23 protein-coding genes, 3 tRNA genes and 1 other annotated feature are annotated in these 25,239 nt (G+C 69.8%); of the genes, 14 read left to right on the top strand and 12 right to left on the bottom strand.

Annotated features, from left to right (window positions below; all coding sequences use genetic code 11):
• Positions 1–106: 106 nt before the first annotated feature.
• Together IOE58_RS08030 and IOE58_RS08035 are read left to right on the top strand one after the other, a co-directional pair.
• Positions 107–1,258: an MFS transporter gene (locus tag IOE58_RS08030; RefSeq protein ID WP_193865889.1), complete on the top strand. Its 1,152-nt coding sequence runs from the start codon at positions 107–109 to the stop codon at positions 1,256–1,258.
• A 52-nt stretch (positions 1,259–1,310) separates the two neighbouring features.
• The gene (locus tag IOE58_RS08035; RefSeq protein ID WP_193865890.1) at positions 1,311–1,538 is read left to right on the top strand and encodes a hypothetical protein; all 228 of its coding nucleotides are present in this window, start codon (positions 1,311–1,313) and stop codon (positions 1,536–1,538) included.
• A gap of 130 nt (positions 1,539–1,668) precedes the next feature.
• Here the strand turns inward: IOE58_RS08035 and IOE58_RS08040 are convergent.
• Both IOE58_RS08040 and IOE58_RS08045 read right to left on the bottom strand, forming a co-directional pair.
• Positions 1,669–1,745, bottom strand: a tRNA-Val gene (locus IOE58_RS08040).
• 76 nt (positions 1,746–1,821) lie between these two features.
• On the bottom strand, positions 1,822–2,238 hold the full coding sequence (locus tag IOE58_RS08045; RefSeq protein WP_193865891.1) for a DUF3052 domain-containing protein: 417 nt from the start codon (positions 2,236–2,238) through the stop codon (positions 1,822–1,824).
• 247 nt (positions 2,239–2,485) lie between these two features.
• Here IOE58_RS08045 and aceE point away from each other — a divergent pair, with 247 nt between their 5' ends.
• The 5 genes from aceE to IOE58_RS08070 all read left to right on the top strand — a co-directional run bounded on the left by aceE (position 2,486) and on the right by IOE58_RS08070 (position 9,007).
• Positions 2,486–5,230: a pyruvate dehydrogenase (acetyl-transferring), homodimeric type gene (gene aceE / locus IOE58_RS08050; RefSeq protein ID WP_193865892.1), complete on the top strand. Its 2,745-nt coding sequence runs from the start codon at positions 2,486–2,488 to the stop codon at positions 5,228–5,230.
• 117 nt (positions 5,231–5,347) lie between these two features.
• Positions 5,348–6,328 (top strand): acyltransferase domain-containing protein, encoded by a 981-nt coding sequence (locus IOE58_RS08055; protein WP_193865893.1) that lies wholly within the window; start codon positions 5,348–5,350, stop codon positions 6,326–6,328.
• 1 nt (position 6,329) lies between these two features.
• A complete protein-coding gene (locus IOE58_RS08060) occupies positions 6,330–7,331 on the top strand; it encodes a beta-ketoacyl-ACP synthase III (protein WP_193865894.1) in 1,002 nt (333 codons plus the stop codon).
• A 91-nt stretch (positions 7,332–7,422) separates the two neighbouring features.
• Positions 7,423–7,671, top strand: a complete 249-nt coding sequence (locus IOE58_RS08065) for an acyl carrier protein (protein ID WP_017822459.1) — start codon at positions 7,423–7,425, stop codon at positions 7,669–7,671.
• A 94-nt stretch (positions 7,672–7,765) separates the two neighbouring features.
• The gene (locus IOE58_RS08070) at positions 7,766–9,007 is read left to right on the top strand and encodes a beta-ketoacyl-[acyl-carrier-protein] synthase family protein (RefSeq protein WP_193865895.1); all 1,242 of its coding nucleotides are present in this window, start codon (positions 7,766–7,768) and stop codon (positions 9,005–9,007) included.
• A gap of 9 nt (positions 9,008–9,016) precedes the next feature.
• Here the strand turns inward: IOE58_RS08070 and IOE58_RS08075 are convergent, their stop codons facing one another.
• The 5 genes from IOE58_RS08075 to IOE58_RS08095 form a co-directional block, all read right to left on the bottom strand.
• Entirely contained in the window at positions 9,017–9,508 is a 492-nt protein-coding gene (locus IOE58_RS08075; protein ID WP_193865896.1) for a DUF3145 domain-containing protein, read from the bottom strand.
• 83 nt (positions 9,509–9,591) lie between these two features.
• On the bottom strand, positions 9,592–10,080 hold the full coding sequence (locus IOE58_RS08080) for a peptide deformylase (RefSeq protein WP_193865897.1): 489 nt from the start codon (positions 10,078–10,080) through the stop codon (positions 9,592–9,594).
• On the bottom strand, positions 10,077–10,565 hold the full coding sequence (locus IOE58_RS08085) for an OsmC family protein (RefSeq protein ID WP_193865898.1): 489 nt from the start codon (positions 10,563–10,565) through the stop codon (positions 10,077–10,079). The genes IOE58_RS08080 and IOE58_RS08085 overlap by 4 nt, the downstream gene beginning before the upstream one ends.
• 66 nt (positions 10,566–10,631) lie before the next feature.
• Positions 10,632–10,707: transfer RNA gene (locus IOE58_RS08090), tRNA-Asn, on the bottom strand.
• A gap of 66 nt (positions 10,708–10,773) precedes the next feature.
• Complete coding sequence (locus IOE58_RS08095; protein ID WP_193865899.1) at positions 10,774–11,907, bottom strand: LacI family DNA-binding transcriptional regulator; 1,134 nt, start codon at positions 11,905–11,907, stop codon at positions 10,774–10,776.
• 207 nt (positions 11,908–12,114) lie between these two features.
• Between IOE58_RS08095 and IOE58_RS08100 the strand changes: the two genes are divergently transcribed.
• Together IOE58_RS08100 and IOE58_RS08105 are read left to right on the top strand one after the other, a co-directional pair.
• Complete coding sequence (locus IOE58_RS08100; RefSeq protein ID WP_193865900.1) at positions 12,115–13,377, top strand: glycoside hydrolase 5 family protein; 1,263 nt, start codon at positions 12,115–12,117, stop codon at positions 13,375–13,377.
• Positions 13,378–13,423: 46 nt separating this feature from the next.
• Positions 13,424–13,497: transfer RNA gene (locus tag IOE58_RS08105), tRNA-Ile, on the top strand.
• Between the two features lie 79 nt (positions 13,498–13,576).
• Here IOE58_RS08105 and IOE58_RS08110 read toward each other — a convergent pair.
• Positions 13,577–14,335: a DsbA family protein gene (locus tag IOE58_RS08110; RefSeq protein ID WP_193865901.1), complete on the bottom strand. Its 759-nt coding sequence runs from the start codon at positions 14,333–14,335 to the stop codon at positions 13,577–13,579.
• Between the two features lie 356 nt (positions 14,336–14,691).
• On the opposite strand from IOE58_RS08110, the gene IOE58_RS08115 reads away from it, so the two are divergent.
• The 3 genes from IOE58_RS08115 (at position 14,692) to IOE58_RS08125 (ending at position 17,145) form a co-directional block, all read left to right on the top strand.
• Positions 14,692–14,913, top strand: a complete 222-nt coding sequence (locus tag IOE58_RS08115; RefSeq protein WP_193865902.1) for a hypothetical protein — start codon at positions 14,692–14,694, stop codon at positions 14,911–14,913.
• Positions 14,914–14,958: 45 nt separating this feature from the next.
• Positions 14,959–16,181 (top strand): IS3 family transposase gene (locus IOE58_RS08120; RefSeq protein WP_193865903.1). Its coding sequence is split into 2 segments (ribosomal slippage): positions 14,959–15,238 and positions 15,238–16,181, totalling 1,224 coding nucleotides; the frame shifts between segments, so codons are not numbered across the junction.
• Positions 15,228–15,330, top strand: a sequence feature (AL1L pseudoknot). (Overlaps the previous gene by 103 nt.)
• Positions 16,182–16,275: 94 nt before the next feature.
• Positions 16,276–17,145, top strand: a complete 870-nt coding sequence (locus IOE58_RS08125; protein WP_228019375.1) for a M48 family metallopeptidase — start codon at positions 16,276–16,278, stop codon at positions 17,143–17,145.
• Positions 17,146–17,161: 16 nt separating this feature from the next.
• On the opposite strand, the gene dnaG is transcribed toward IOE58_RS08125, so the two are convergent.
• From dnaG to dusB, 3 genes are read right to left on the bottom strand one after another with little or no spacing between them, the layout of a single operon-like run.
• A complete protein-coding gene (gene dnaG, locus IOE58_RS08130; RefSeq protein WP_193865904.1) occupies positions 17,162–19,195 on the bottom strand; it encodes a DNA primase in 2,034 nt (677 codons plus the stop codon).
• A 4-nt stretch (positions 19,196–19,199) separates the two neighbouring features.
• The gene (locus IOE58_RS08135) at positions 19,200–20,507 is read right to left on the bottom strand and encodes a deoxyguanosinetriphosphate triphosphohydrolase (RefSeq protein ID WP_193865905.1); all 1,308 of its coding nucleotides are present in this window, start codon (positions 20,505–20,507) and stop codon (positions 19,200–19,202) included.
• Between the two features lie 3 nt (positions 20,508–20,510).
• On the bottom strand, positions 20,511–21,755 hold the full coding sequence (gene dusB / locus IOE58_RS08140; RefSeq protein WP_228019339.1) for a tRNA dihydrouridine synthase DusB: 1,245 nt from the start codon (positions 21,753–21,755) through the stop codon (positions 20,511–20,513).
• Positions 21,756–21,987: 232 nt separating this feature from the next.
• Between dusB and IOE58_RS08145 the strand changes: the two genes are divergently transcribed.
• Positions 21,988–23,019 carry an LLM class flavin-dependent oxidoreductase gene (locus IOE58_RS08145; RefSeq protein WP_193865906.1) on the top strand — a complete coding sequence of 344 codons (1,032 nt, stop codon included), beginning with the start codon at positions 21,988–21,990 and terminating at the stop codon, positions 23,017–23,019.
• 34 nt (positions 23,020–23,053) lie between these two features.
• The gene (locus tag IOE58_RS08150; RefSeq protein WP_193865907.1) at positions 23,054–23,611 is read left to right on the top strand and encodes a GNAT family N-acetyltransferase; all 558 of its coding nucleotides are present in this window, start codon (positions 23,054–23,056) and stop codon (positions 23,609–23,611) included.
• 108 nt (positions 23,612–23,719) lie between these two features.
• Here the strand turns inward: IOE58_RS08150 and IOE58_RS08155 are convergent, their stop codons facing one another.
• Positions 23,720–25,111 carry a glycine--tRNA ligase gene (locus IOE58_RS08155; RefSeq protein ID WP_193865908.1) on the bottom strand — a complete coding sequence of 464 codons (1,392 nt, stop codon included), beginning with the start codon at positions 25,109–25,111 and terminating at the stop codon, positions 23,720–23,722.
• Positions 25,112–25,239: the final 128 nt, after the last annotated feature.

A 25,239-nucleotide genomic window follows, 5' to 3' on the forward strand; every position in this document is an offset into this window, starting at 1 on the left:
CCTCGCTCCGGCCCAGGGGCAGGAATGTCACACCCCCGCCGGGCGCGCCGATGCGGCGTGTCCCTCCAGTATAGGAAGGTCCTTCCCTACGACCTCGGGAGCCGCCGTGCGCACCTGGATGCGCGTGCAGTTCTTCCTCTTCTTCTTCAGCTGGGTCACCTTCCTGTCCTACTGGGGTGTCATCTTCGATGCCCGCGGTTTCGACGGCGCAGAGATCGGGCTGTCGATCACCATCTCGCTGGTCACCCGCGCGATCGCGGTGGTCACCCTGTTCCCGCTGGCGAACCGGCTGTGGCCCATCGGCACCATCACGCGATGGCTGCCTTGGCTGTGCTTCGCGCTGGGCCTGGGTTTCCTTCCGCACCCCGGCCTGACCGGTCTGTTGGTGCTCTCGGCCGCCTTCGGCGTGCTGTACCCCACGCTGATGCCGCTGCTGGAGACCACCGCGGCCCTGGGGGCGCAGCGGGGAGCACTGGTGTACGGGCCGGTGCGGCTGTGGGGATCGTTCGGGTTCGTCGCCGGCGCCGGTGTGAACGGGCTGGTGGCCCGACAGCTGGGCAACGGGGCGCTGCTGCCGGTGTTCCTGCTCGCGCTGCTGGCTCTAGCGCTGACCGCGCTGTCCCGGATCGGGGACGAGGTGGTGGCGGCGCAGAGGTCCGGTTCGATCGGGGCGTGGGGCCCGCTGTTCGGGCACCGGGTGTTCATGCTGGCCCTGGGGATCTGCGTGCTGGTGCAGAGCTCTCACGCGGCGTACTACGCCTTCGGAGCGCTGCATCTGGAGAGGCTGCAGGTGGATCCGCTGGTGATCGCCCTGTTCCTGATGCTGGCGCCGCTGTCGGAGATGCTGGTGTTCCGTCTCACCGCCGGGGTGGCCGACAGGTGGCCCCTGGCTGTGCTGATGCTGATCGCGACCGTCGGTGCACTGGTGCGGTGGGGCGTGTGGGTGCTGGATCCAACAGTGCCGATGCTGCTGGCCTCGCAGCTGCTGCACGGTCTCACCTTCGGCATGATGCAGGTGGGCTTCATCCAGACGATGCGTCGACACGTCGCCCCTGACCTGATGGTCCCCGCGCAAGGGCTGTACTCCGCGCTGGGCACCGGGGCGGGCACGGCGGTGATGACGGCGATCGCCGGGCACTTCTTCGACATCTCCCCGGTGCTGACCTTCACCGCGATGGTGCTGTGCGTGGTGCCCGCCCTGCCCGCTGCGATCCTGCTGGCACGGGCCGAACAGCGCCTCCCCGCGACCCCGGCATGAGAGCCTGGGGCACGCGCCCTGCCCCGTCGACGCCCCACCCAGGAGTGACCCCATGGACACGATCATCCTCATCCTGTTCGGCCTCACCATCGCTGCGGCACTGGTGGTCACCCTGGTGACCGTGCTGCGGAGCAGGCGCAGCGGCGGGTGGGGCGGTTCGGATCAGGCCGAGCGCACCCCGCAGCAGAAGGAGCGCGACAGCCGCACGATGATGATCTGGGGCTGCCTGGCGCTCGCGGTGCCCGCTGTCCTGGTCCTCGCCTACACCCTCACCCGGTGATCCGGCCGCCTCTGATCCCGTCTTCGCGAGCGTCGTGCCCCTCCGGCGACTGGAGTGAGAGGTCAAGTGCACAACAACCGCATTCGGCCCCCGCCACGAACGGGGCGAGGGCCGACATACGTTTCATACCTGGTGGGTCGTGAGGGGCTCGAACCCCCGACCTTCTGGGTGTAAACCAGACGCTCTGACCAGCTGAGCTAACGACCCCGGGCGGGCACCCTCCTGGGGCGCCCTCGGATCCTACCGGTGTGAGACGGCGGGTCGGTGTGCGAGGCAGGGCCTCTCAGTTGCGCGATGCCAGGCGCGTCCCGGTCCAGTCCTTGGCCAGGCTCATCGAGCTCATCACGCGAAGTCCCGCGGTCTCCGCGGCCTCCTGCACCTCTGCGGGGCTCACGTGGCCGTCACGCCCGGCCTTGGGGCTCAGCAGCCAGATCGGCGCGCCCGCGTCGAGAGTGGTGAGGGAGTCCACGAGGGCGTCGGTGAGGTCGCCGTCCTCCTCGCGCCACCACAGCACCACGGCGTCGACGATCTCCTGGCAGTCCTCGTCCTCCAGCTCGGCACCGATGAGGTCCTCCATCGCATCGCGCAGCTCGAGGTCGACGTCGTCGTCGTACCCGATCTCCTGCACGAGCTGACCGGTCGTGAATCCCAGCACTTCCGCAGGGGTGCGCTGCTGGCGGGGGTCGGCCGACGATGACAAGAACGGGCTCCTTCGAGGTGACGGTGCAGTAACACGACTGGTCACACCGCAGTGCTCCCATCGCGCGGCCAATCCTATGACAGTTGCACCGGGGGTGTTGCGGGTGTCACCACATCGGAGCGAACCCCCACCCCTCAGGCCTCGGTTCTCGGTTGTAGTCTTGACGGAACCGAGGCCGACGGCGCGGGGCTCAGCGGTGTTCGCCCGCCCCGTGACCTGATCCGCACTTCTGAGAGAGAAGGACAGTGTGAGCTCGCACATCACGCCCCGCCCGATCGGAATCAACCTGCCCAGCCACGCGCAGGACCCTGACCCCGAGGAGACGCGGGAGTGGCTCGACTCTTTCGACGGACTGGTGGAGGCCCGCGGCGAGGACCGCGCCTCCGAGGTGATTCAGAACGTCATCCAGCACGCCCGTCGCTCGGACCTGCACCTGCCGGACTCCCTCACCACCGACTACATCAACACGATCCCTGCCGATGAGCAGCCGGAGTACCCCGGCGACCCTGAGCTCGAGAAGGAGATCCGCAACGCTATCCGCTGGAACGCCGCGATGCTGGTGCACCGCGCACAGCGCCCGGGCGTCTCGGTCGGCGGTCACCTCTCCAGCTATGCCTCGATCGCGAACATGTACGAGGTCGGCTTCAACCACTTCTTCCGCGGTCGCGACCACGAGGGCGGCGGAGACCACGTCTTCTTCCAGGGCCACGCCTCCCCCGGCATCTACGCCCGCGCCTACATGCTGGGTCGGCTCTCCCAGGAGCAGCTGGACGGCTTCCGCCAGGAGGTCTCCAGCGAGCACGGCATGCCCTCCTACCCGCACCCCCGGGCGATGCAGGACTTCTGGGAGTTCCCCACTGTATCCATGGGCATCGGCCCCGTGGCCGCGATCGAGCAGGCCTCCTTCGACCGCTACCTGCACAACCGCGGCCTGAAGGACACCAGCCAGCAGCACACCTGGGCGTTCCTGGGCGACGGCGAGATGGACGAGGTGGAGTCCCGCGGCGCCCTGCACATCGCGGCCAAGGAGCACCTGGACAACCTCACCTTCGTGGTCAACTGCAACCTGCAGCGCCTGGACGGCCCGGTGCGCGGCAACGGCAAGATCATCCAGGAGCTGGAGAGCCAGTTCCGCGGTGCGGGCTGGAACGTCATCAAGGTGATCTGGGGCACTGGCTGGGACCCGCTGCTGGCCGCCTCCGAGGACGGCGCCCTCATCGACCTGATGAACGCCACCCCGGACGGCGACTTCCAGACCTACCGCGCGGAGTCCGGCGGGTTCATCCGCGACAACTTCTTCGGTCGCGATCCGCGCACCAAGGCGCTGGTCGAGGACATGTCCGACGAGGACATCTGGTGGAAGCTGAACCGCGGCGGCCACGACACCAAGAAGATCTACGCCGCCTTCAAGGCCGCCACGGAGCACAAGGGCCAGCCCACCGTGATCCTGGTGCACACCATCAAGGGCTACCGCCTGGGCAAGAACTTCGCGGGCCGCAACGCGACCCACCAGATGAAGAAGTTCACGCTGGATGACCTCAAGGCCCTGCGCGACACCCTGCACATCCCGGTCAGCGACGAGCAGCTCGAGTCGGGCAGCGTGTACGACGCACCGCTGTACATGCCGGACGAGGACTCGCCGGCGATGAAGTACTTCAAGAGCCACCGTGCCCAGCTGGGCGGCCCCGTTCCCACCCGGAGGACGGAGCACAAGGCCATCGAGCTTCCCGGCGACAAGGCCTACGAGGTCGTCAAGCGCGGTTCGGGCAAGCAGGAGATCGCCACCACGATGGCGCTGGTGCGGCTGCTGAAGGACCTGATGCGCGACAAGGAGAGCGGCAAGCGCTGGGTGCCGATCATCCCCGACGAGGCCCGCACCTTCGGGATGGACTCGCTGTTCCCGACCGCGAAGATCTACAACCCGGATGGTCAGAACTACCTCTCGGTGGATCGCGACCTGCTGCTGGCCTACAAGGAGGCCACCTCCGGCCAGATCAAGCACATGGGCATCAACGAGATCAGCTCCACCGCCGCGTTCACCGCGGCCGGGACCTCGTACGCCACCCATGGCCTGCCGATGATCCCGTTCTACATCTTCTACTCGATGTTCGGGTTCCAGCGCACCGGTGACTTCTTCTGGGCCGCCGGTGACCAGATGGCCAAGGGCTTCGTGATCGGCGCGACCGCCGGCAAGACCACCCTGGCCGGTGAGGGCCTGCAGCACATGGACGGCCATTCGCCGATCCTGGCCTACACCAACCCCGGCACCGTGATCTACGACCCGGCCTACGGCTACGAGATCGGGCACATCATTCGCGACGGCCTGCAGCGCATGTACGGCGAGGACGATCGCCTGCAGGAGGTCTTCTACTACCTCACCGTCTACAACGAGCCCATCGTGCAGCCCAAGGAGCCGGAGGGCCTGGACGTCGAGGGCCTGCTGAAGGGCATGTACGTACTGGAGGCCGCCGAGCAGGGCGACGGCCCCGAGGTGCAGCTGATGGCCTCGGGCGTGGGCGTGCCGTGGGCGCGCCACGCACGTGAGCTACTGGCCGAGGACTGGGGCGTGCGCGCCAGCGTGTGGTCGGTGACCTCCTGGACCGAGATGCGCAAGGAGGCCCTGGAGGCCGAGAAGCACAACCTCCTCAACCCCGAGGATGAGCGCACCCCGTGGATCACTAAGCGCCTGGAGGGTGTCGAGGGGCCGTTCGTCGCCTCCAGCGACTTCGACTTCCTGGTGCCCGACATGATCCGCGAGTGGATCCCCGGCCAGTACGGCGTGCTCGGTGCCGACGGCTGGGGCTTCTCCGACACCCGTCCGGCTGCCCGCCGCTACCTGAAGATCGACGCCCATTCCATGGTGGTCAAGGCCCTGCAGCTGCTGGCTCGCGAGGGCAAGGTCGATGCCTCCACCGTGCGCAAGGCGATCGACAAGTACGACCTGGGCAACGTCAACGCCGGCGAGTCCGGCTCCTTCGGCGGCGAGTCCTGACAGGAACCGGGCCGTCCCCTGCACGCACGGGGCGGCCCGGTACTGTTCTCGCCCACCCGCAGATACTGCCCGCCGACTTCTCCCCACCACATCACGTCACCACCACGGAGGTCCCCCGTGCTCGCGATCGTCTGCCCCGGCCAGGGCGCCCAGAAGCCCGGCTTCCTCGCCCCCTGGCTGGAGGTCGCCGGTGTCCGTGACAGCCTGGTCGCCATGTCCGAGGCCTCCGGTGTGGATCTGATCCACCACGGCACCGAGTCCGATGCGGAGACCATCCGCGACACCGCCGTGGCCCAGCCGTTGCTGGTGGCCGCCGGCATCATCGCGCTCGACCCCCTGGTGGGCGCAGCCGGATCCGGCGCCGGCCCGCAGGCCGACCTTCTCGCCGGACACAGCGTCGGCGAGATCACTGCTGCGGCGCTGTCCGGCGTGCTCCGCCGCGAGGATGCGATGCGCCTGGTCGCTGTCCGCTCACGCGCGATGGCTGCGGCGGCGGCGGCCGAGCCCACCTCCATGGCGGCCGTCGTCGGCGGCACCCGCGAGGAGGTGCTGACCGCGATCCAGGAGCACGGGCTGACCCCGGCGAACATCAATTCCGCCGCTCAGGTGGTCGCCGCCGGCGCCAAGGAGCGCATCGACGCACTATCAGCGGCGCCTCCCGCGAAGGCCCGGGTCATCCCGCTGCAGGTCGCCGGGGCCTTCCACACCTCGTACATGGCTCCTGCGCGTCAGGAGCTCGAGGCCCTGGTCGCCCAGCTCACCGCGTCCGACCCGCACCCGCAGTGCCCGCTGGTCTCCAACGCTGCCGGGGAGGTCGTCACCGAGGGCGGCCGGTACCTGGAGCTGATCGTGAACCAGGTGGCCGCCCCGGTGGACTGGGAGGCCTGCATGCGCGTGTTCGCCGACCGCGGCGTGACCGGCATCCTCGAGGTCGCTCCGGCCGGTACCCTCACTGGACTGGCCAAGCGCGAGCTGAAGGGCGTGGCCCTGATGAACCTCAACACCCCGGAGGACCTCGATGCGGCCGGGGGCTTCATCCGCGAGCACGGGTCGGCCGTCGACCGCGTCGACGCCGTCGACCACGACGAGGAGAACTGACATGGCCGTCACCCTTCGCCCCCACCCCACCGTCCCCGGCTCCCGGGTGCTCGCCTACGGCGCGGCCCGCGGCGACGTGAGCGTCCCCAACGACGACCTCGTGGGCCCCATCGACTCCTCCGACGAGTGGATCCGCCAGCGCACCGGCATCATCACCCGCACCCGGGCCAGCGAGGGGGTCGGGGTCAAGGACCTCTCGCTGGCCGCCGCCCGTGAGGCGATCGAGACCTCCGGCATCGAGCTGGACACGCTGGATGCCATCATCGTCTCCACCATCTCGTTCCCCTACCCCACCCCGTCGCTGGCCACCCTGCTGGCCGGCGAGCTGGGACGGCCCGACGTGATCGCCTACGACATCTCCGCCGCCTGCGCCGGGTTCTGCTACGGCATCGGGCAGGCCGATGCACTGATCCGCTCCGGCGGCGCCCGCAACGTGCTGGTGATCGGGGCGGAGAAGCTCTCCGACTTCGTCTCCCCCACCGACCGCTCCATCTCGTTCCTGCTGGGCGACGGGGCCGGTGCGGCCGTCGTCGGCCCGAGTGACGAGCCGCTGATCGGTCCCACTGTGTGGGGCAGCGACGGCGACAACTGGAACACCATCCGCATGACCGGTTCGCTGGTGGACTTCCGCGACGGGAAGGTGGAGTGGCCCACCCTCGAGCAGGACGGCCGCACCGTGTTCCGCTGGGCCGTGTGGCACACCGCGAAGAAGATCCGCGAGATGCTCGAGGCCTCCGGCCTGCGCATCGAGGACGTCGACGCGTTCGTCCCCCACCAGGCCAACATGCGCATCATCGACGAGCTGGCCAAGCAGCTCGGCCTGCCCGAGGACGTCGTCATCGGGCGGGACATCGCCGAGACGGGCAACACCTCGGCCGCATCCATCCCGCTGGCCACCCACCGCCTCATCCAGGAGGGTGCGGTCTCCAGCGGGGACGTACTGGTGCAGTTCGGCTTCGGAGCCGGGCTCGCCTATGCGGGGCAGGTCCTGATCCTGCCCTGAGACACGACATGCGCCTGCACGAGCACGTCACAGGGCCCGGTCGCAGGTAGTCTGTCCCCGCCACACAATCCACGAATCCAAGGAGAACCCCATGGCACACACCGAGAACGAGATCCTCGAGGGCCTCGCCGAGATCGTCAACGAGGAGACGGGTGTCGCCACGGAGGACGTCAAGCTCGACAAGTCCTTCACCGACGACCTGGACATCGACTCCATCTCCATGATGACCATCGTGGTCAACGCCGAGGAGAAGTTCGACGTCCGCATCCCCGACGAAGAGGTCAAGAACCTCGTGACCGTCGGCGATGCCGTGAAGTACATCGCGGGCGCACAGGCCTGACACCGCACGACGCCCGGGACCGCTCGCGTCCCGGGCGTCGTCATTCCCTTCGTTCCCTGCCCGGCCGTTCCCGACCGTTCCCCCGGAGGTCCCCATGTCTGCTCCCCGCACCCGTGTCGCCGTGACCGGCCTGGGCACCGTCAACCCGCTCGGCGGTGACACCGCCTCGACCTGGGAGGCCGCCCTCGCCGGCACCTCCACCGCCCGTACGCTCGAGAACGACTGGACCGAGCGGTACGGACTGAGCGTCGACTTCGCCTGCCGAGTCCCGATCGACCCCCTCGACCACCTGGCGCGCCCCGAGGCGAAGAAGCTGGACCCCTCCGGGCAGTTCTCGATGATCGCTGCTCGTGAGGCATGGGCCGACGCCGGCTCCCCCGAGGTAGACCCGGCCCGCCTGGGCGTGGTGGTCGGCACCGGCATCGGCGGGGTGTGGACGATCCTCGACCAGTGGGACCTGGTGCAGGAGAAGGGCGCCCGCCGCGTGAACCCGTTCACCATCCCGATGCTGATGGCGAACTCCTCTGCCGCCCACATCGAACTCGAGCTGGGCGCCCAGGCCGGTGCCCACACCCCCGTCTCCGCCTGCGCCTCGGGTGCCGAGGCCGTGGCGGTGGGCCTGGACATGATCCGCGCTGGCAGGGCCGACGTGGTCGTGGTGGGCGGCACCGAGGCATGCGTCCACCCGCTGCCCCTGGCCGCCTTCGCCAACCTCCGCGCGCTGTCCACTCGCACCGATGACCCGCAGAGCGCCTCCCGGCCCTACGATCGCGACCGCGATGGGTTCGTGCTGGGCGAGGGTGCCGCCATCATGGTGCTGGAGACGGAGGAGCACGCCCGCGCCCGCGGTGCCCGCGTGTACGCGTACGTCTCCGGCCGCGGCATGGCCTCGGACGCCCACCACATCTCGGCCCCCTCGCAGGAGGGCCAGGCCCGCGCGATCCGCGAGGCCGTGACGGACGCCGGTGTCACCGCGCAGGACGTGGTGCACGTCAACGCGCACGGCACCTCCACGCCCCTGGGAGACATCGGCGAGCTGCACGCCGTCGCCGCAGCGCTGGACGGCGTGACCGACCAGCTGGTGGTGACCTCGACCAAGTCCATGACCGGGCATCTGCTGGGAGGCGCCGGCGCGCTGGAGTCGCTGTTCTCAGTGCTCTCGGTGCACCACCGCACCTCCCCGCCCACCATCAACATCGAGAACCTCGACCCCGAGGTGCCGCTGCGCATCGCGCAGAACGAAGCGGTGGGCCTTCCCGAGGGCGACATCGCGGTGCTGAACAACGCCTTCGGCTTCGGCGGCCACGACGTGGCCGTGGTGGTCACCAGCGCCTGATCTCGCTGCTCAGCTCACCCGGTGCAGCCAGCGCATCGGAACGCCCTCGCCGGCGTGCCGGTAGATCTCCAGGTCCTCGTCCCACGGCTCGCCGAGAGCCACGCCCAGCTCCCGCTGCAGGGCAGGGGCGTCGCCGCCGGCGCGCTCGATGCATCCGCGCACATGATCCTCCGTCAGCACCAGGTTTCCGGCGCGGTCGGTGACACCGTGGTGGATGCCGAGCTCGGGGGTGTGGCTCCAGCGGGAGCCATCGGTGACGGTGGTGGGGTCCTGGGTGACCTCGAAGCGCAGTTCGTGCAGCCCCCGCAGGGCGCTCACGAGGGAGGCTCCGGTATCGACGTGACCGCGCCAGGTGAACTCAGCGCGCAGCTGGCCGCGCCGTGCGGGCTGGTCCTCCCAGCGAATGCGCACGGGCATGCCGAGCACTCCGCCCGCGGCCCATTCGATGTGCGGTGCGAGGGCGCGCGGAGCGGAGTGGATGTATACGACACCCTGGGTCATCTCGTTCCTTCCGGTCTCCGATGCGTCTTCCCCAACGAATCGGTGCCGCCGTGGACGAGATGTCCTGCAGGTGTGGGCCGAGCTTAGAGCCTTTCCCTGATCTGGCGCAACGCCTGCTTCTTCACGGAGCGCTCCAGGCCGTCGATGTAGAGGGCGCCGTCGAGGTGACCCACCTCGTGCTGGATCAGCCGGGCGGTGATCCCATCGCCCGCCAGTTCGATCTCATTGCCGTCCACGTCCTTGCCCACGCAGCGGGCGTAGGCGGCTCGGGTGCGCGGGAACCACAGCTCGGGCACCGAGAGGCAGCCCTCGTCGCCGTCCTGGGTCTCATCCGAGAGCTCCACGATGACGGGGTTCAGGATGCAGCCGATCCCATGGTCCTCGAGGTTCCAGGAGAATGCGCGCAGGCTCACGCCGATCTGGTTGGCGGCGACGCCGGCTCGGCCCTCGTCGTCCACAGTGTCGATGAGGTCCGTGACCAGTCCGCGCACACCGTCGGTGATCTCGCCGATCGGGTCGCAGGGGGTGCGCAGCACGGGGTCGCCGACGATGCGGATGGGACGGATGCTCATCGCTGCTCCTGCCCGGCCGCATTCCCCTCGACCTGCGGGTTGCCGGAGATCTTGTGGGTCACCTCGACACCGGGGACGATGGTGCGCTCCACGGTGCAGGCAGCGGCCACGGCGCGCTCGAACACGGTGACCACCCGGGTGATCTCCTCGGCGCTGAGCCCGGAGAGGTCCAGCTGGACCTCCTCGTCGATCCGAAGATAGCGGTCCTGCTCCTCGTCGGCGGTGCCGTGGGCCCACAGACGCATGGCGAAGTCCTCGCCGAGGCGGCGCCCCAGGGGGATGTCGGCGCTCATGCCGGCACAGCCGATGAGGGCGATCTTCAGCAGCTCTCCGGGCGAGATCTCACCCTCCCCCATGCCGATCGGGATCTCCACACCCCGCTGATTGCACCCCACCAGGGAGCGCTCGCTCACGCGATCGGCCCAGACGCTGCCGGGGCCGTAGGCGTCGGGGCACTCGAAGCTGTCGTCCGGGACGGTGGGCATGGGGTCTCCTCGAGGGGCAGTGGATACGACTCAGCCCCGACCGAGGCCGGGGCTGAGAGGTGATGCTGGCTCCCGCGACTGGACTTGAACCAGTAACCGTTCGATTAACAGTCGAATGCTCTGCCGATTGAGCTACGCGGGATCGACCTGGACGACTCTAGCAAAACTCCGGAGCCCGGCGCACGTCTAAACGGCGGGGAGGGGCCGTCTATGACGCATCTAACCCTGCGGCCAGATCGGCTCCCGTGGTGCCACCCAGGGACGGGTCCGTGGAGGCCCGAACGGCGAGCTGCGGCTCGATCACGCGGGCTTCCGCGGAGGTGCCGGGATCCCCGGTGGCGGCGGTCCGTCGCCCTGCGGCGGCGTCGATCACCTCGAGCATGCGCGTGGCCGCAGCCCGCCCGTACTCGACTGCGGAGCGACGGATGGCGGTGATGGGCGGGGTGTGCCCGCGCGTGAGCGGGGAGTCCTCGTAGCTGACCACCGCGACCCCCTCGGGGATGGGGACCTCACAGCTGCGCAGCACCGCAGCGCCGGCCAGCGCCATCTCGTCGCTGTCGAAGACGATCGCGGTGGGAGGTGCGGGAAGGCGCAGCACCTCGGCCGTGGCGCGGGCGGCGCCGGCCGCGCCGAAGCCGGCGTCCTGCTGCACACACTCCAGTCCGAGCTCCTCTCCCAGGCGACGGAAGGTGGTGTTGCGCTGCATCGTGTGCAGGAACTCCGCTGTGCCGGCGACGCGCGCGATGCGCGTGTGGCCCAGCTCGGCCAGGTGCTCCACGATCAGCCGTGTGGCCTCGGCGTCATCGACATAGACCGAGGGCAGGGATCCGTGGTGCCCGGGGCCTCCCACCACCAGGGCCGGCTGGCCCAGCTCCTCCAGAGCGCCGATGCGCGGGTCCTGAAGGCGCAGGTCCACCAGCACCACGCCGTCCACCCGGCGCTGTCCGAACCAGCGGCGGTAGGTGTCGATCTCCGCCTCGGTGGATTCCACGATCTTCATCTGCAGGGAGTAGTCCGCGGCGCTGAGCACCTCCTGCAGCCCTGCCACGAACGCCCCGAAGAAGGCCTCGGCGCCCAGCACCTCGGCGGGGCGCGCCAGCACCATCCCGACCGTCTTGACCGGGGCACCGGCAAGGGCCCGGGCGGCGTGGGACGGCTCCCACCGCAGCTCGCGGGCGATCTCGAGGATCCGCTCACGGGTAGCATCGGAGACGCCGGGACGGCCGTTGACGGCCAGGGAGACGGCAGCGGAGGTCACCCCGGCGCGGCGGGCGATGTCTGCGATGGTGACGCGCTTGCCGCGACCTGTCCCGCGGGGCTGCTCGGGCCTGGAGCTGGTCATCACGGGGCCTTCCCCATAGAAGCACGTGGTCGCGGAGCCCCCAGAGGCACAGGCCCGCGCACCACTCCTACTAAAGCGCTATAGTACCAGGCGGGGATGGACGGGAGGTGCATTCCCGGGCGTCGGTGGCCGGCTCGTCGATCATCGGTGGTTCCGGCGCCGCACCGATCTTCCCCGATGTGACCGAGCTACCCGAGAAGGACAACGATGTCTTCCGATCCCTCCGCCGCCTCCGTGGCCCCGGCACGCCCCCGCTTCGGGGTCAACTACACGCCGCGCATCGGCTGGTTCCACGCCTGGCACGATCTGGACCTGGACGCCGTGGGCGAGGATCTGCGGGCGATCTCGGAGCTGGGCCTGGACCATGTGCGGATCTTCCCGCTGTGGCCGCTGCTGCAGCCCAACCGCACCCTGATCCGCCCCCGCGCCCTGGACGACGTGCGGGCCGTGGTGGACGTGGCGGCCTCCGTGGACCTGGACGTGGTGGTGGACGTCGTGCAGGGGCACCTCTCGAGCTTCGACTTCGTGCCCAGCTGGCTGCTGACCTGGCACCGCCGCAACATGTTCACCGACCCCGAGGTGGTGGGGTCCATCGCAGCACTGGTGCGAGAGCTGGGTGCACGACTGGACGGGGCGCCCAACCTGCTGGGACTCAGCCTGGGCAACGAGATCAACCAGTTCTCCGCCTCCAACCACCCGGACCCCAATCACCTTGAGGTGGCGCAGGCCGAGGCCTGGACCCGCACCATGCTCGATGCCGCGCGCACCGCTGTTCCCGGTGGCCTGCACACCGTCTCCAACTACGACGCGGCCTGGTTCATGGACGACCACGCCTTCACTCCCGACCAGTCCGCCTCACTGGGCGACGCCACCGTGGTGCACAGCTGGATCTTCGACGGCACCGGGCAGCGCTACGGCGCCCGGTCCTACGAGGTCGAGCACCGCGCGGAGTACTACCTGGAGCTGGCTCGCGGCTTCTCCCCCGCGCCGGATCGGCCGCTGTGGTTGCAGGAGGTGGGCGCTCCGCGGAGCATCCTGGGCGAGCAGGACGTGGCCTGGTTCGTCCAGCGCACCGTGGAGACGGCGATGGACTGCCCGGATCTGTACGGCATCACGTGGTGGTGCTCCCACGACGTCTCCACCGAGCTGGCCGATTTCCCGCCGCTGGAGCACACCCTGGGCCTGATCGACAGCCACGGACGCATCAAGGAGTCCGGGGCCGCGCTGAGCGAGGCGGTCGCGGCTGCGCGACACGCACCGCTGCCTGACCCGCGCGGCAGGGCGATCGAGCTGCACGTGGGGCCCGACCCCCTGCTGCAGCGCAGCGCCGCAGCCCCCGGCGGCTCGGTGTTCGAGGAGTGGATGGAGGCTTCCCGGGCCGGGGAACGGCCGACGATCACAGTGGTGCGCGACCACGCCCCGGCGCGTGCGGGCGACACCCGCACCGGCGGGGCGGCCGCGACGCGCTGATAGCGGCTGCGGCCTGATAGATTCATGCGCGCCCTGGACAGGGCACGGCCCAGGAGCTCAGCCGGTCAGAGCAGCGGACTCATAATCCGTCGGTCGCGGGTTCAAGCCCCGCCTGGGCTACTTGACATTGCCGCTGGCCTGCACCGTCATTCCAGCCCCTGGAGATCGGGTGCAGGCCACGTCGTGTTCATCCGGCTGCTCAGGACCGGAGCACGTTCTCCACGGCGCCGGGCTGGGTCCAGTCGCCCTCCCAGATCTCGCCGTCGATGATCAGTGTGGGGGTGCCCACTTCGAGCTCCTGGGCGGCGGGCTCCACCACCTCGAGCGTCCACGGCACGTAGACGCGGTCGCGGATCTGCTGCAGGCAGGTCTCGTCGCCGCCCACGCCCTGGGCGATCCGCGCGATCTCCTCGATGTCGGCCTCGGGCTCGTCCGGGGACTCCGGCTGGGCCGCGTACATGGCCTCCTCGAAGTCCAGCAGCAGCGCCGGGTCCTGGGCGTACACGGCGGCAGCGGCACCGGCGGTGTCCTGGGAGTAGGTCGAGTCGCGGCCCAGATCGAGCATGGGGCGCGGATGGATGCGCAGCACCAGCTCCTCCGACTCCACCAGGTCGCGCAGCAGGGTCCCGAAGGTCTCCATGAAGCCGCGGCACGGCGGGCACCGGAAGTCCAGCAGCAGGTCCACCATCTTCCCGCTGCTGGCCCCGGCCAGTTCCAGGTAGGGCACGGAGCGGTCGATGTCGCGACCCGCCGCAGCGCCCCCGCCGTCGGAGGCGCCCCCTCCGTCGGACGCGGATCCGCCGTCGCCCGTGGACGCTCCGTCTTCGCCGGTGGCGGTCCCGCCGTCGTTCTCCCCGGGCTCATCGGCGCTGCCGCCGCAGGCGGCCAGGGTGAAGGTGAGGACGGCGCCGCCGCCCAGCAGAAGGGAACGACGTGATGGGGTGGGGAGAGCACTCATGGGCACGATGATGCACCCCCTAAGCGGCCCGCAGCGGGCCGAAGTGCCCGCCTACCCACGCCGGCATCCTGTACCCCGGGGAGGTCTCGATGCGGGCCTGGTCTCACGCGCTGCTCGCACCCGGGGGCCGCGCCTGATACGTCTGTGAGACCCCCGACTCATCCGAACTGTCGATGCGCGAGCAGGCGATGCTTCGACCATCGACACCGGATCATCGACCATGGCACCGGTGCGGAGCTGCCCGGTGCTCGTAGCGTGGGGCATGGCGGCGACGGGCCGCCCACGCACGATCAGGAGCAGCCATGTCGCAGTCGTACTCTCCCCCTCCTTCGGGACCGAATGGCCCCGGGGCGGCCGTGCCTCAGCCCACGGGGGCATCGCGAGCCGGTCGCACCCCGGCACCGACACTCATCAACGGTGCCACCACCCACGGACTGCTGGGCGAGCAGCGCATGAGGCACCCGTGGGAGATCCCCCTGCTCGTGGTGGGAAGCCTGATCACCACAGGTGCCTATCTGCTGTGGCTGGCCCTGGTCATCATGAGCGTGGTCAACGCCATCCGCGGGAACGGCCCCTGAAGCGCCCTGGGTTTCGTTCCGAGTCTCAGCAAGGAGAATCGGAGGATGCCCAAGAAGTTCAGTCCAGAGCTGCGTGACCGTGCCGTGCGTATGGTCTACGACCGTCAGGTACGCGAGGGTGGTCCCCGTGCAGCATCGATCCGTGCGGTCGCCCCGCAGCTCGGTGTCGGTACGGAGACGCTGCGGATCTGGTGCAACCGCTACGGCCCCACCGAACCAGCCGGCCCGGGAGAGCCGCTCGAGGAGGAGAACCGCCGGCTCCGGCGAGAACTCGCCGAGGCACGGCGCGCGAATGAGATCCTGAAGGCCGCCTCAGCGTTTTTCGCAGCGGAACTCGACCGCCCCACGACGAAATGATCGCGTTCATCGACATGCATCGCGATCAGTTCGGGGTCGAGGCCATCTGCCGCATCCTCGGTGCGACAGAATGTGGGTTCATCACCTCCCGCGGATACCGTGCCGCAAAGAGCAGGCCAGCCTGCGCTCGTAGCATTCGGGACGAGATGCTCGTGGAGGAGGTGAAACGAATTCACAAGGAGAACTACAGCGTCTACGGGGTCCGAAAGATGTGGCACGCGATGCGGCATGCGGGATGGGACGTCGGTCGCGACCAGGTGGCACGACTGATGAGGATCGCGGGACTCCAAGGCGTCCGGCGAGGCCGTAAGCCCGTCACCACCTGCCCTGGAGCCGGACCGGATGAGCGCCCCGACCTTGTGGAGCGGAAGTTTGCTGCGGACCGTCCGCGGCAGCTCTGGGTCGCTGACATCACCTACGTCCGGATCCTCGCCGGATTCTGCTACGTCGCATTCATCACCGATGTCTTCAGTCGGAGAATTGTCGGCTGGGCGGTCGCACCCACACTCCACACACAGTCTCTACCTTTGCTCGCACTGGAGCACGCACTTCTTTCCACTGGTGCAAGCAGGAATGATAGCGGATTGGTTCACCACTCCGACAGGGGCAGTCAGTATGTCTCACTGGCCTATTCGGACGCTCTCATCGCAGCGGGGGTGAAAGCATCAGTCGGCACCGTTGGCGATAGCTACGATAACGCCCTGGCCGAGACCGTGAACGGTCTCTACAAGACGGAACTGATCTACTCGAAGCGGATCTGGGATTCGGTCAGCGAAGTCGAGTTGGCGACGATGGGCTGGGTCCACTGGTGGAACACGACCCGGCTCCACGAGGCGCTCGACTACCGCACTCCAGCGGCAGTCGAAGCGGCCTACACTCACACCACGACGACCGCGCCCGCGACCGTCTAACCACGGAACGAAACCCAGGGCGCTTCACCCCACCCTGCTGGACCTGGGCGAGGGCCCGCTGGCCACGTTCCTGTACCAGCTGTTCGCCGTGATCATGCTGCTGCCGCTGATCCTGTGGATCGCTCGCGCGATGATGTACGCGGATCTGCGCGCCCAGTCCGTCCGCATGAGCCCCACGCAGTTCCCGGAGGGGTACCGGATGGTGGCCGAGGCCGCCGCTCGTCAGGGCCTGCGCCGCGTGCCCGACGCCTACGTCGTCTCCGGTGGAGGCACGATCAATGCCTTCGCCTCCGGGCACGGCTTCCGACGCTTCGTCACCGTGTACTCGGACCTGTTCGAGGTGGGCGGCGCGGTGCGCGACCCGGAGGCGCTGCGCTTCGTGATCGGCCACGAGGTGGGTCACATCGCTGCCGGTCACACCTCCTACTTCCGGCTGCTGTTCACGAACCTGATGATGCAGGTGCCGGTGCTGGGACCGGCGTACTCCCGCGCCCAGGAGTACACCGCCGACAACTTCGGCTACGCCCTCACGCCCGACGGGGCCGCCGGCGCGATGGCCGTGCTGGGGGCTGGCAAGTACCTCAATGCCCACGTCAACGTGCACGAGTTCGCGGATCGGGCCGCCACCGAGAAGGGCCTGTGGCTGCACATCGTCAACTGGCGGGCCAGCCATCCGGTGCTGACCTGGCGCACCCATGCGCTGCGCGACCGCAACCGCCCCGGCCACCTGTGGCTGCGGCCCGGCCTGCTGGGCTCCCCCGGTGCCACCTACTCGTCCGCCCTGCCCGCGGGCAGCTCCTTCTCCGGCCCGTACCCCACGCCCGTGGAGGCCCTGGACCTGCTCGCTCGGGCCGATGCCAGCCGGCCCGCGGGGGCCACGAACCAGTTCGGTCGCTTCCCGGGCGTGGACTACAGCGGACAGCCCAGCACGCGGCAGCTGCAGACGGCGCCGCCGGTGCTGTAGTGGCGGGGGCGGAAGGTCAGCTGTCGCGGGCGTGCAGGGCGCGCCGCTTCTCCTGCACCTCGCTGAGCCGCCGCAGGATCTCCTGGTAGCGCTCGGCATCGGAAGGATCGGTGCGCTGCAGGCGTTGCTTGAGCACCGAGTACTCCCGGGTGATGGACAGTTCGCTGAGCCGGTCCAGCAGGGAACGGGCCAGGCGCCCCAGGGACTCCTCGTCCCGGGCGGGCAGCTGCAGGTTGGCGATCTCGACGATGAGGGGTCGCACCGTCTCCCCGGCGATCTCCAGCACCTGATCGAGGTAGCGAGCTGGGGTCAGGGTGCCGTCCACCGCCTCCAGCAGGGTGCCGGCCGCGAGCATCACGTCCCACACGCCCTGCAGAGCCGGGACGTGGAAGGCGTCATCGGGCAGCGCGCCGACCTGCTCCACCGAGAGCAGGCGCGGGGCCTGCAGCATGACAGCGAGGGACTGCACCTCGACCTGCCCCACGGGATCGCGGCGGCTGACCACGTCGGCCAGGCGCGCCACCGGCATCATCGGCTCGTCGGCATCGTGACCCTCGCCCGCAGCGGGCCGATCGCCCGGACGGGGGTCTCCATGGCCGTCGAGCCGGTGATCCGGGACGCTGCGGGGCTGGTACGGATCGTCGCCGCGTTGGGGGCCGCGATCGGCGTGCCCCTGGCTGCGAGCCGCGTCGTGCACGGCGCGCAGCACGGTGCGCTCGTCCATCCCCAGCCAGCCGGAGAGCCTGCGCGCGTACTCCGGGCGCATGGCCCGGTCGCGGATCTGGGCCACGACGGGAGCGGCCATGCGCAGCCCGCTGACCTGGCCCTCGACGGTGTCCAGGTCCACCTGGGCCAGCACCGAGCGGATGGCGAACTCGAACAGCGGGGTGCGGGACTCCACCAGGTCCACCCCCGCGGCATCCCCCTGCGCCAGGCGCAGATCGCACGGATCCATGCCGGATCCCTCCACCGCCACGAAGGTCTGGGCGACGAAGCGCTGGTCCTCCTCGAAGGCGCGCAGGGCGGCCTTCTGCCCGGCCGCGTCGCCGTCGAAGGTGAAGATGACCTCCCCGCCCAGTCCCCGGCCCTCGGTGTTCAACCGCAGGCCGGCCGACGGGTTCGAGTCGCCCATCACACGGCGCACGATCTTCACATGCTCGGCACCGAAGGCGGTGCCGCAGGTGGCCACCGCGGTGCGCACCCCGGCCAGGTGGGCGGCCATCACGTCGGTGTAGCCCTCGACCACCACCACGCGGCGCTGGGAGGAGATCTCCTTGCGGGCCAGGTCCAGCCCGTACAGCACGTGGGACTTGCGGTAGATGGCGGTCTCGGGGGTGTTGAGGTACTTGGGGCCCTTGTCGGTCTCCAGCAGGCGCCGGGCACCGAAGCCGATAGTGCTGCCGGTGATGTCGCGGATGGGCCACATGAGCCGGCCCCGGAACCGGTCGTACACCCCGCGCTGGCCCTCGGAGACCAGACCGCTGGCCTTCAGCTCCGCCTCGGTGAAGCCGCGCCGGCGCAGCTCGGAGCTGATCGCGTCCCAGCCCTCCGGGGCGAAGCCCACCCCGAACTGCTCGGCGGCGGCGCGGTCGAATCCGCGCTCGGCAAGGAAGCGGCGCCCCACCTCGGAGGCGGGAGCGGAGAGCTGCTCGCGGTAGAACTCCTCGGCGATCGCGTGGGCGTCCAGAAGGCGGCGCCGGGTGCCGAAGTCGGGCCGGTCCCCGTCCCCGCCGCGGCCGGACTCCTCGTAGTGCAGCTGGACGCCGTAGCGCCCGGCGAGCATCTCGACGGCCTCGACGAAGCTGAGGTGGTTGATCTTCTGCACGAAGGAGATGACGTCGCCCCCCTCGCCGCAGCCGAAGCAGTGCCAGTGGCCCAGTTGGGGCCGGATGTGGAAGGAGGGGGTCTTCTCGTCGTGGAAGGGGCACAGGCCCTTCATCGATCCCACGCCCGCGGTGCGCAGCATGACGTGCTCGCCGACCACTTCGTCCAACCGTGCGCGCTCGCGCACCAGGTCCACGTCGGCGCGACGGATCAGTCCCTGGGCCATGCGCTCACAGCTCCGATCCGAGCCCGGGCAGCGGGGTGTCCGCGGCGGTGAGATGGGGGGCGGGGCGCTCGAACAGGCTGGCGTGCAGGTGGCGGGCTGCCACATCGGTGAAGGAGGCGATCTGGTCTACCACCACGCGGCGCCGGGCATCGTCGTCGCTCGCCTGCTCCCACAGCTCGGTGAACAGGGGTGAGAGGTGCGCGGTGCCGGTGTGCCACAGCTGGGAGTACAGGTCGCGGATGATCTGCTCCTGCTCCTCGTAGACGGGCTGCTGGCTGGCCGAGCTCATCACGTAGGCGGCGGCCAGGCCCTTGAGCACCGCGATCTCCAGCAGGGTGGTCTCCGGCACGATCGCGTCCCCGTCGAACCGGGAGATGGGGCCGGGCCCGTGGGCCTCCCGGGTGGCCGACACCACCGAGCGGGTGAAGCGACCGATCAGCTGGCTGGTGAGATCCTTCAGGGCGGCGGCGGAGCGCATGTCACCGCTGAAGTCCCGCACCCAGTACGGCTCGCCCTCCAGACGGGCCAGGGCCTCGTCGAGCGCGTCCACGGGCACATCGGGGGTGTACCAGTCCTGGACCACGAACAGGGCCGCGGCCCGCTCCATCGGATCGCTGAGCCGTCCCAGGTCCAGGGTGCCACCGGTGACGGCGTCCTCGACGTCGTGGACGGAGTAGGCGATGTCGTCGGCCAGGTCCATCACCTGGGCCTCGAAGCACTTGCGGCGCTCGGGGGCACCCTGCCGGGCCCAGGCGAACACGTCGAGGTCATCGGCGTAGGCCCCGAACTTGGAGGAGGACGGGTCCGGCCCCTGGCCCCGGGCCCACGGATACTTGATGGCGGCATCCACGCAGGCCCGCGTGAGGTTGAGCCCGTAGGGGCGATCGGGGCCGACGAGCTTGGGCTCCAAGCGCGTCAGCAGGCGCAGGGTCTGGGCGTTGCCCTCGAAGCCGCCGAAGTCCGCAGCGATGTCGTCCAGGACCTTCTCCCCGTTGTGGCCGAAGGGCGGGTGACCGAGGTCGTGGGAGAGGCAGGCGGCGTCCACCACGTCCGGATCGCAGCCCAGTTCCGCACCGATGTCGCGCCCCACCTGTGCGACTTCCAGGGAGTGGGTCAGGCGCGTGCGCACGAAGTCGTCGGAACCGGCGCCGAGGACCTGGGTCTTGGCACCCAGGCGGCGCAGGGCCGAGGAGTGCAGGACCCGGGCGCGATCGCGCTGGAAGGGGGTGCGGGACTGGGACTTGGGCGCTTCGGGGGCCCAGCGCTCGAGATCGGCGGGCTCGTAGCCGGCGGGCACGACGGGACGGTTCACCAGTCAGCCCCCTGAGGTGTCCAGCTCGGCCTCGTGGAGGCGGCCGGCGTGATCGGCGGTGAGGTCACGGGAGTCCATCCAGCCCTCCGGGACCACGGCTCGCTTGGGCGACCCGGCCCGGCCGCGGGGGCCCTCCACCGCCGCGCCAGGGTAGGGGGAGTCCAGGTCCAGCTCACCCAGCTTGCGGTCCAGATCCTCCAGGGACTCCATGGTGGCCAGGCGGTGGCGCATCTCCCCGCCCACCGGGTAGCCCTTGAAGTACCAGGCCACGTGCTTGCGCAGGTCCCGGATGCCGCGCCCCTCGTCGCCGTAGAACTCCACCAGCAGCTCGGCGTGCCGGCGCAGGGTCGCCGCGACCTCGCCCAAGGTGGGGCGGATCCGGTCGGGGCGGCCCGCGAAGGCGGCCGCGAGGTCGGCGAACAGCCACGGCCGTCCCTGGCAGCCGCGGCCCACCACGACGCCGTCGCACCCCGTCTCGTCCATCATCCGCACGGCGTCCTCGGCGGACCAGATGTCCCCGTTGCCCAGCACGGGGATCTCGGTGACCAGTTCCTTGAGGTCGCTGATCGCCTCCCAGCGGGCATCGCCGGAGTAGTGCTGGACCACGGTGCGGCCGTGCAGCGCGATCGCGGCGGCCCCGACCTCCTGGGCGATCAGGCCGGCGTCGCGGTAGGTGACATGGTCGTCGTCGATCCCGATGCGGGTCTTCACCGTGACCGGGACGCCCTGGGCGGCCTCGACGGCGCCGCGAACGATTCGGGTGAACAGCTCCGTCTTCCATGGCAGCCCTCCCCCGCCGCCACGGCGGGTGACCTTGGGGACAGGGCAACCGAAGTTCAGGTCGATGTGGTCGGCCTTGTCGCGCTCCAGCAGCATCTCCACGCTGCGACGCACGGTGACCGGGTCCACCCCGTACAGCTGCACGGAGCGCGGCTTCTCCCTCTCCCCCATGGTGACCAGCCGCCAGGACTCGCGGTGGTCCTCCACCAGGGCGCGCGTGGTGACCATCTCGGAGACGTACAGGCCGCCGTCGTCCTGGCTGTGGAGCGCACCGAACTCACGGCACAGCAGGCGGAAGGCCATGTTGGTGATGCCCGCCATCGGTGCCAGCACCACGGGGGTGTCCACCGTGTGTGGACCGATGGTCAGGGTGCGGCGCGGGGCCCGGTCAGCTGCGCGCCCGGGAACGCCACGACGCCCCGGGGCGGTGGCGTCCGGGGGCGTCGTGGGGTCCTCGAGCATCGTCATGATGCTCCGATTGTCCCACCGATGCGGGCGGCCCGGGCTCCTTGGCACGGTGATGTGCACCGTGGTCCCTCCCCAGCGTGATCCCGGCGACATGCTCACCTCGTTCGGGCCGGTCATCCCGGGCGTTCGCATCGCGTCCGGACGACCGGCCCGCAAGGAGCGGGGCCACGCCTGGCACACTGGTGGGAGCAGTCAGAGCGTCCCGACGCCCAGGAGCATCCAGGAGGAGACCATGTCCGCGACCCGCAGAGCAGCACCGCGCATCGGCTTCCTCGCCCAGGTGGATCATTCCGCGCTCACGGAGGGCATCCAGCTGTTCGTCACCGCCGACGAGCTCGGGTACGACGTGGGCTACGTCCGCACCCGCCACCTGCAGGACGCCCTGTCCTCGCCGCTGCAGTTCCTGGCCGTCGCCGGGCAGTACGCCCGACGGATACAGCTGGGCACCGCCGTGATCCCGCTGCGGTTCGAGAACGCGGGACGACTGGCCGAGGACCTCGCCACGGCCGACCTGCTGCTGGGCGGGCGGCTGCGGCCGGGGCTCGGCTCCGGCTACTCCGCCCACGATGCGATGTACATGCGTGCCTTCGGGGCCCTGGCCGACGACCGCGCCGATCACGTGGACCGGGTCCTGGCCGACATGCTGTCCTTCCTCGAGGGCGAGATCGTCTCCAGTGCCGACGCGCACATCGAGGGCGTGGAGCAGGGCACCTCCCTGCAGGTGCAGCCGCAGTCCGAGGGGCTGCGCTCACGGATCGCCTACGGCGCGGCGGGTCCAGAGCGTGCCGCCAAGGCCGGCCGGGACGGCCTGGGTCTGCAACTGGCCACCATGGTCCCCGACGACGGCTCGGGACGCTCCTTCGAGACCCTGCAGCTGGAGGTGCTCGAGGCCTACCGCGAGGCGAGCCGGGAGGAGGGTCACGGGGAGGGACACGTGATGGTCTCCCGCCAGATGATCCCGGTGGCGCAGGAGTCGGATCTGGAGCGCTACGTCTCGCTGATCCCCCGTGAGCGGGCGGCGGCACCCGCGGTCTTGGCCGAGCACAAGGGCGAGGAGATCGGCGGGCACCGGGCGGTGTTCAGCGAGGTCGTGATCGACACCCCGGGTGTGGTGGCGCAGGCGCTGGTGGCCGATGCCGTCGTGCAGCAGGCCGATGAGATCTGCCTGACCTTGCCCTTCGGTGCCTCCCCGGCCGAGCAGCGCACCGTGCTGGAGACCTTCGGTCAGCAGGTCCTGCCGCACCTGGTCACCGCGATCATCTGACGCACGAGGACCGTGCACCGGGCACAATCGACAGGTGACCAATCTCGTCAGCCACGCCGTCGACGACGACCTGCCGGCGCTCGCACCGATCGAGGACGCCGAGGATCGCCTGTTCGTGGACGCATACGTCCCTGAGGCCGAGAGGCCCGACTGGTACGGAGCACCCAGCGGCCACCAGCGGGCCTCCGCCCCCGGGTTCATGCTGGTGGCCCGTGAATCGGCCGACGGCCCCGTGGTGGGCTTCGTGCATGTGCTGGAGCCCGCCGGGCGCGCGCACCTCGAGCAGCTGTCGGTGCTGCCGGAGCATGGACGGCGCGGCCACGGACGAGCGCTGGTCGAGGCTGCCCTGTCCGAGGCAGCGGCGCGCGGTCACCGGGCGATCACCCTGCGCACCTACGCCGAGATCCCCTTCAACGCCCCCTTCTACCGGTCCTGCGGCTTCGAGGTGTCCCAGCCGGGATCGCCGTTCCTGCGGCGTCTGGTGGAGGCGGAGCGGGAGCAGGGGCTCATGCGGTACGGAACCAGGGTGCAGATGACCGCGCACCTCCCCTCTCCTGACGCAGGCTCACCTGCCGACCAGTGGGTGGCGTGAGGGCTGATCCACCAGCTCCGCCACGTGTGGCTGATCTGCTCTGCGGTGCCGGTTCGGTCATCGTGGGCCCGGCTCCGGCAGGTCCGCGAGGGCGGGCCTGCGGGCCGATCAGGCGCCGCGAAGGCGCTCGGCCAGGTAGCCCTCGACCTGGTCCAGGGCCACGCGCTCCTGGGCCATGGTGTCGCGCTCGCGCACGGTGACGGCCTGGTCCTCGGCGGTCTCGAAGTCCACGGTGATGCAGAACGGGGTGCCGATCTCGTCCTGGCGGCGGTAGCGACGACCGATCGCCTGGGACACGTCCATGTCCACGTTCCAGCGGCCGCGCAGCTGCGCCGCGAGCTGCTCGGCGCGAGGCACCAGGTCCTCGCTCTTGGACAGGGGCAGCACCGCGGCCTTGACCGGGGCCAGGCGCGGATCGAGCTTCAGCACGGTGCGCTTGTCCACCCCGCCCTTGGCGTTGGGGGCCTCGTCCTCTGCGTAGGCGTCCACCAGGAACGCCATCATGGAACGGGTCAGGCCGAACGACGGCTCGATCACGTAGGGGGTGTAGCGCTCGTTGCTGGCCTGGTCGAAGTACTGCATCTTGGTGCCGGAGGCCTCGGTGTGGCTGCCCAGGTCGAAGTCGGTGCGGTTGGCGATGCCCATCAGCTCGCCCCACTCGCTGCCCTGGAAGCCGAAGCGGTACTCGATGTCGATGGTGGCGTCGGAGTAATGGGCACGCTCGCCGTCGGGCACGTCGAAGCGGCGCATGTTGTCCGGGTCCACCCCGAGGTCCACGAACCAGTTCCAGCATGCCTCCACCCATTCGTCGAAGTGGGCGCCCGCCTCGGAGGGGTGGGTGAAGTACTCGATCTCCATCTGCTCGAACTCGCGGGTGCGGAAGATGAAGTTGCCGGGGGTGATCTCGTTGCGGAAGGCCTTGCCGATCTGGCCGATGCCGAACGGGGGCTTCATGCGGGAGGCCGTGACCACGTTGAGGAAGTTCACGAAGATGCCCTGGGCGGTCTCCGGGCGCAGGAAGTGCAGACCGGCCTCGCTGTCCACCGGGCCCAGGAAGGTCTTGACCAGGCCGGAGAACTGCTGGGGGTCGGTGTACTCGCCGCGGGTGCCGCAGTTGGGGCAGGGGACCTCGGCCAGCCCGCCCTCGGGGGCGCGGCCCTTCTTCTCCTCGAAAGCCTCGATCAGGTGGTCCTCGCGGAAGCGGTTGTGGCACTGCTTGCATTCCACCAGCGGGTCGGTGAAGGTCGCGACGTGCCCGGACGCCTCCCACACGCGCTTGGGGAGGATGATCGAGGAGTCCAGGCCCACCATGTCCGCGCGGGAGCGCACGAAGGTGCGCCACCACTGCTGCTTGATGTTCTCCTTCAGCTCCACGCCCAGGGGCCCGTAGTCCCAGGCCGAGCGCGTACCGCCGTAGATCTCACCCGCCGGGAACACGAAGCCGCGCTTCTTCGCGAGAGCGATGACGTTGTCCAGCGTGCTGGCAGGGGCCTTGGCCACGGGGGATCTCCTGGTGGGCGGGGGATGACGGACCTGACCAGCATAGCCACGCCCGCCCTGTGATCGTGCGCACGAAGAGCGTGATCAGGGCGGCATCGGCTTGCGAACCACGACCACCCGCGGTGAGA

The sequence above is a fragment of the Brachybacterium epidermidis genome, from assembly GCF_015209585.1.
GTDB lineage: Bacteria > Actinomycetota > Actinomycetes > Actinomycetales > Dermabacteraceae > Brachybacterium > Brachybacterium epidermidis.